Annotated in this window: 5 protein-coding genes; all 5 read left to right on the forward strand. The window is 36.0% G+C overall.

Going from position 1 to position 5,963, the window contains the following annotated elements; all coding sequences use genetic code 11:
- Window positions 1-171 precede the first annotated feature (171 nt).
- The gene (locus tag ACTTKP_RS10790) at window positions 172-360 is read left to right on the forward strand and encodes a hypothetical protein (protein ID WP_442553906.1); all 189 of its coding nucleotides are present in this window, start codon (window positions 172-174) and stop codon (window positions 358-360) included.
- 155 nt (window positions 361-515) lie between these two features.
- Window positions 516-1,793, forward strand: coding sequence for an ATP-binding protein (locus tag ACTTKP_RS10795; protein WP_442553907.1), 1,278 nt, complete (start codon window positions 516-518; stop codon window positions 1,791-1,793).
- A 124-nt stretch (window positions 1,794-1,917) separates the two neighbouring features.
- Complete coding sequence (locus ACTTKP_RS10800) at window positions 1,918-3,438, forward strand: SMI1/KNR4 family protein (RefSeq protein ID WP_442553908.1); 1,521 nt, start codon at window positions 1,918-1,920, stop codon at window positions 3,436-3,438.
- A 195-nt stretch (window positions 3,439-3,633) separates the two neighbouring features.
- Window positions 3,634-3,951 (forward strand): ArsR/SmtB family transcription factor, encoded by a 318-nt coding sequence (locus ACTTKP_RS10805; protein WP_442553909.1) that lies wholly within the window; start codon window positions 3,634-3,636, stop codon window positions 3,949-3,951.
- Window positions 3,944-5,963: CoA-disulfide reductase (locus tag ACTTKP_RS10810; protein WP_442553910.1), on the forward strand; the 2,020-nt coding region annotated here is incomplete at its 3' end. The genes ACTTKP_RS10805 and ACTTKP_RS10810, both read left to right, overlap by 8 nt.

Below are 5,963 nucleotides of genomic sequence, written 5' to 3' on the forward strand. Positions count from 1 at the left end.
TTTGTGAAGGAAAGACAACTATAGTTATAGCCCACAGGTTAAATACAATAAAGAAAGCTGACAAAATTCTGGTGCTTGATAAGGGGCGGATTATACAGGAAGGAAGTCATAAAGAGCTTGTTAAAGTTACCGGAGCTTACAGAAATATGATACTGGCAGGAGGTGGAGAGAGTGAATAGAGCGGTATATAGAATAATCGGCATATATACTCTTATCATCAGTATATTTTTTATACTTGGCGGGATTTTTATTCCGTCTGAGGGCAGCAGCACTGTTCTTACGAGACTTTCGCTGCTGTTTGGGGTGATTTTGCTTATAGTGGGAACAGTGCTGTATAAGATAATTAAGGTGGAAGAGTAATATGTCGGATTGAAAATGCTAAATGTGTCGGATTGAAAATGCCAAATATGTCGGATTGAAAAGGTCAAATGTGTCGGATTGAAAATACCGAATATATAGGATTGGAATTGCCAAATCTGTCGGATTGGAGTATAATAGTTTATGAGGTGATACTTATGAATTATAAAAAATACAAGCCAAGACTGGTTGATAAAAAGGTTGAAGAATATTTAGCTTCATTTGGAGCTGTATGTATTGAGGGTGCGAAATGGTGTGGCAAAACATGGACTTCAAGTCATCATTGTAACAGTGAAATATTTATTGGGGATCCTGCCGGAAACTTTCAGAATCGTAAACTTGCAGAATTAAATCCGGAATTGATTCTTAGTGGAGAAAATCCAAGAATGATAGATGAATGGCAGGAAGTTCCGGGACTTTGGGATGCTGTACGCTACAAAGTAGATGAAAAGGGAAAAAAAGGAATGTTTATTTTGACGGGTTCTGCAACACCTAATCATAAAGGGATTATGCATAGTGGAGCAGGACGGATTTCAAGACTCCGTATGCGTCCTATGTCGCTTTATGAAGCTGGTTTTTCTACCGGTAAGGTATCGCTAAAAGAACTTTGCAAGGGAAACTTAGAGCCTGTTATGACGGGAGAAGTGAGAATACAGGATTTGATTGATTATATAGTCAGAGGAGGATGGCCTGCAAATCTTGATATTCCAATCAGTCGTGCGAACTTAGTAAGTGAGGAGTATATTGAAGCAATTATAACTGATGATGCTTATAGAATAGACGGAATTAAGAGAGATACACATAAAATGAGATTGCTACTTCGTTCGCTTGCGAGAAATGAAAGCACGACAGTCAGTAATAAAAAATTAAAAAATGATATAAAAGAGATTGATGATGAAGATATTGATATAGAAACCGTAGCTTCGTATCTGGATATTTTTACAAGACTGTTTTTACTTGACAACCAGCTTCCGTATGGAACAAAGGTAAGGTCTTCTGTTCGTGTGAAGCAGGCTGAAAAACGACATTTTTCAGATCCTTCATTAGCTTGTACCTTATTAAAAGCTACCCCTGATATACTCTTAAATGATCTTGAAACCCTTGGATTTTTATTTGAAGCACTTTGTGAGAGAGATTTAAGAATATATGCCGAATCATTTGATGCAAAGCTATATCATTATCAGGACTATAATAATAAGGAAATTGATGCTGTTATTGAAATGAAGGACGGAAGCTGGGCTGCGTTTGAGATAAAACTTGGGGCGAATCAAATTGATGCAGCTGCAGAAAGTCTGATTAAGTTAAAAAATAGTATTGCAGCCGATGAAAAAGGTATACCGCCAAAAGTTTTATGTGTAATATGCGGACTTTCAAATGCTGCATATAAACGAGAGGATGGTGTTTATGTAGTGCCTATTACTGCATTGAAGGATTGAAATTGAAATAAGCAAGGGAAAAGTTGGTCCTTATTTCAATTTTGGTTGACAAATTGAAATAAAGAGATAAAAATAGATATGGGCAGTATCAAAAACTAACCGCTAACTGAAAGGAAAACAACCTATGAAACCCTTCGAAAACTTTGACTGGAGTAACTTTTGGGATGACGATGATTATTCGCTTAAAGAATATGTTGGAAAAGAGCCTACAGATGAAGAAATAAAGGAAATTGAAGATGAACTGGGATATAAACTGCCACAGTCATATATAGAGCTTGTTAAAAAACATAATGGAGGAACTCCGTTTGCCACATTATTTAGAAATGATGAAACCTCGGTCTATATTACAGGAATTTATGGTACAGATAAAGAAAAAATGAATTCACTTTGCGGTGAAATCGGTAATGAGCTTTGGTTAAATGAGTGGGGATATCCAGGTATAGGAGTTGCGGTAGCGGATACTATCTCTGCCGGTCATAATATGGTCTTCCTTGATTACAGGGAGTGTGGTAAAGATGGAGAGCCTAAAGTGGTGATGATAAATCAAGAGGATGATTACAGTATTGATTATCTTGCAGATAATTTTGAAGAATTTATAAGAGGGCTGACCATTGCTCCGCAAGATATTACAAAGGAAGAATTTGTAGAATACAGTGAAGAAATAAAAGAAAAAGTTATAATGAATTTAAGTGATGAAAATAATCCTGAGAGTGTTATAGAATTTCTCACCTTTACCGGAGTGGAAAATCTAAATAACAGGCTAAAGGGAATGCTTGCCAGAGCCTACAACAATAATGAACAGATAGAAGAAGCTATGAAGGTAATGGATATGATTCCTGTGGAAGAAAGAGATGCCGCCTGGTATTACTGCTATGGATATTCTTATTCAGAGTTATCATCAAATCATAAATATAATGCAGAAAAGGAAAGCTTAAATTCACTTGTAATGCTTGAAAAAGCTATTGAACTTGCTAAGGATGATAAGGTTGTCGGCTGGTGTATTGAAATTGTGGAATTTCATGGGTTTAATAGTATACTTGAAGCTAACAAAGAGAAATTTCCTCTCGTTTACAAACATTATTCGGAATATATCGCTAAGCTTACAGATGTGGAACTTAGCAGTTCGGGGAATAAAAAAACATATAAGAAAATTACTGTAGAAGATATTGAAAAAATTGAAGATATCTGGGATGTCTTAGATCCGGTATACTGGACGATTGATATTTACAGCACATACGAAGAATACCTTAAATCAGCAGAAAGCTTTACCTTAGAACAACGATACTTAAATGCAGTATCATGGTATTTTATGGAAGTAAACAACGGAGGACATTTTCAGTTTTTAGATAATTCTACGGGAATAGTCTGGGAGGATGCTATAAACGGACTTAGATTATTTGAAATGAATGAACTTGCGGATAATTTTCAGAAGGTTATAGAATTATTCGGCGGAAAGATTCCTTTTGACAGAGAAGAACGCTGGAACGCAATGGAAGAGCTTGATGAAAACTTTGAAGAGTTTTTGGATGAGGCAGATAAATTGGTGTATAAAGTATATGAATACGGTGGTGAATATGAAATTAAATACATAAAAGCTCATCCTGAAAAATTTCTCTTTGACGGATATTTTAATAAGATTGTATAAAAAATGAATAATTAGATTTATAAAAATTCCTCTATATCGAAAACTTTGATTTAGAGGATTTTTTGTATCTTATAAACTAATTATTGACAATATTAGATAATCAATATATTATAATATTTGAATATAATGATACAAGTGTCAAATACTTTTGCACCCATATCATACAAAACCCCGAAAGTTAAATAAGGTGACATTATGGAAAATATTAAAATGAACAACTTAAATGATGATGAACTTTATGTTGTAAACCTTGCAGAACGGTTAAAAGCAGTTTCACATCCTGCCAGACTCTGTATAGTGAAGAAACTATACCTTAATGGTGAATGTAATGTAGGTTACTTTACTGGTTGTATGGATGTATCCCAGTCAGGTATATCACAACATTTGTCAAAACTAAAAGACCTGGGGATAGTTACTGTAAGAAAGCAGGGAACAGAGAGCTATTACAGCTTAGTTGATGAAAATATTATAAGGCTTGTAAAAACATTTTTTACGGAGGGAAAAGATGAGTAAGAAAATTGTAGTAATAGGCGGTGTGGCAGGCGGTGCTACAGCGGTAGCCAGACTTAGAAGACTTGATGAAACGAGTGAAATAATTATGCTTGAAAAGGGAGAATATGTTTCTTTTGCAAACTGTGGACTACCTTACTATATAGGTGGAGTTATCAAATCACGAGATGCATTGTTCGTATCCACACCTGAAGCAATCAGTGCTAAATATAACATTGATGTAAGAGTATTAAATGAAGCGGTTTCAATAGATAAAGACAAGAAAACTGTAAGAGTAAGGGATTTAAAAGAAAATAGAGAATATGAGCTCTCCTATGATGAGCTTATAATATCTACAGGCTCAAGACCGATTAAGCCTAATATAGAGGGCTTTGACGGAGAAAATGTATTTACACTTTGGAATATTCCCGATACGGATAAAATTTATAATTATGTAAAAGAAAAATCTCCTAAAACAGCAGCCGTAATAGGTGGTGGTTTTATAGGACTTGAAATGGCTGAAAATCTTGTGCATAAAGGCTTAGCTGTGACGGTGGTTGAAAAAGCTGATCAGGTAATGACACCACTTGATAAGGATATGGCAAATATAGTTCACCGCCATATGGCTGAAAAGGGCATTTTGCTTGTACTTGAAAATGGTGTGAGTAAAATTACCCATAGTCCGTCAGGCTCAAAGGTTGTACTTGAGGATGGACGTGAAGTAAATGCAGATATAGTAATACTTTCTATCGGAATAAGGGCAAACAGTGAACTTGCAAAGGAAGCAGGAATTAAGTTAAATGCAAGGGGCGGAGTTATAGTTGACGAATATATGAGGACTTCTGAACCTAATATATATGCTGTAGGAGATATAATTGAAACAGATGACTTTGTAATGGGAACAAGAACCATGGTTCCACTTGCAGGACCTGCCAATAAACAGGGAAGAATAGTTGCAGATACCATAGCAGGTGAGATAAAGACCACTTACAAGGGTACTCAGGGTACAAGTGTAGCTAAAGTGTTTGACCTTACTGTAGCAAGTACAGGAGTTAATGAAAAGACATTAAACAGAGAAGGAAAAGAATATAAAAAAGATTACAGAATTACAGTAGTACATCCAAATTCACATGCAGGTTATTATCCTGATGCAGCGACTATGTCAATCAAGCTTATTTTCGACTTAAAAGGCAAGGTGCTTGGAGCACAGATAGTGGGCTATGATGGAGTGGATAAGCGTATAGATGTACTTGCTGCTTCAATTAGGTTTGGTGCGACTGTATATGATCTTACAGAACTTGAGCTTGCCTATGCACCACCATATTCCTCAGCAAAGGATCCTGTAAATATGGCAGGGTACACAGCTACAAACCAGTTAGATGGCTTGGTGGAGGTTGCAAGAATAGAAGAAATAAAGGATTTTGATAATAATACTGTAATTGTAGATGTAAGAGAGGATATTGAAAGGAAGATGGGATATATTCCAAATTCGATACATATTCCTCTTGGTAATCTCAGAAGCAGATTAAATGAACTTGACAGAAACAAGGAATATATAACAAGTTGTGCAGTAGGACTTAGAGGCTATATTGCAGCTAGAATTTTAAAGCAGGAAGGTTTTAAGGTTAGAAATCTGATGGGAGGCTATCGCAGCTACCAGTCGGGACAAAAGTTTGAAGGTGAAATAACTCCTATTATGAAAAATGTGGCTGACAGCGGTTTTGCAGGAACATCAAGTAATGAAATGGAAGAGCTTGATGTATCCGGCCTTTGCTGTCCGGGACCGATAGTTGAAGTATCCAAAAGACTTGAAAAACTAAATGTTGGAGATACATTAAAAATAACGGCTACCGATCCGGGATTTTATTCAGATATAAGTTGTTGGACAGATAATACCGGGAATGAGCTGGTAGAAAAGAAAAGTGAAGGCGGAAAATTTTTTGCAACTATAAGAAAGAGTGGTGGAGTCGTGACGACAGAATCCTGTACCTGCTCTGAACAAGGCAGGAAAAAAGAAAAAACCATGATAGTTTTTG

The sequence above is a fragment of the Catonella sp. genome, from assembly GCF_052169795.1.
GTDB lineage: Bacteria > Bacillota > Clostridia > Lachnospirales > Lachnospiraceae > Catonella.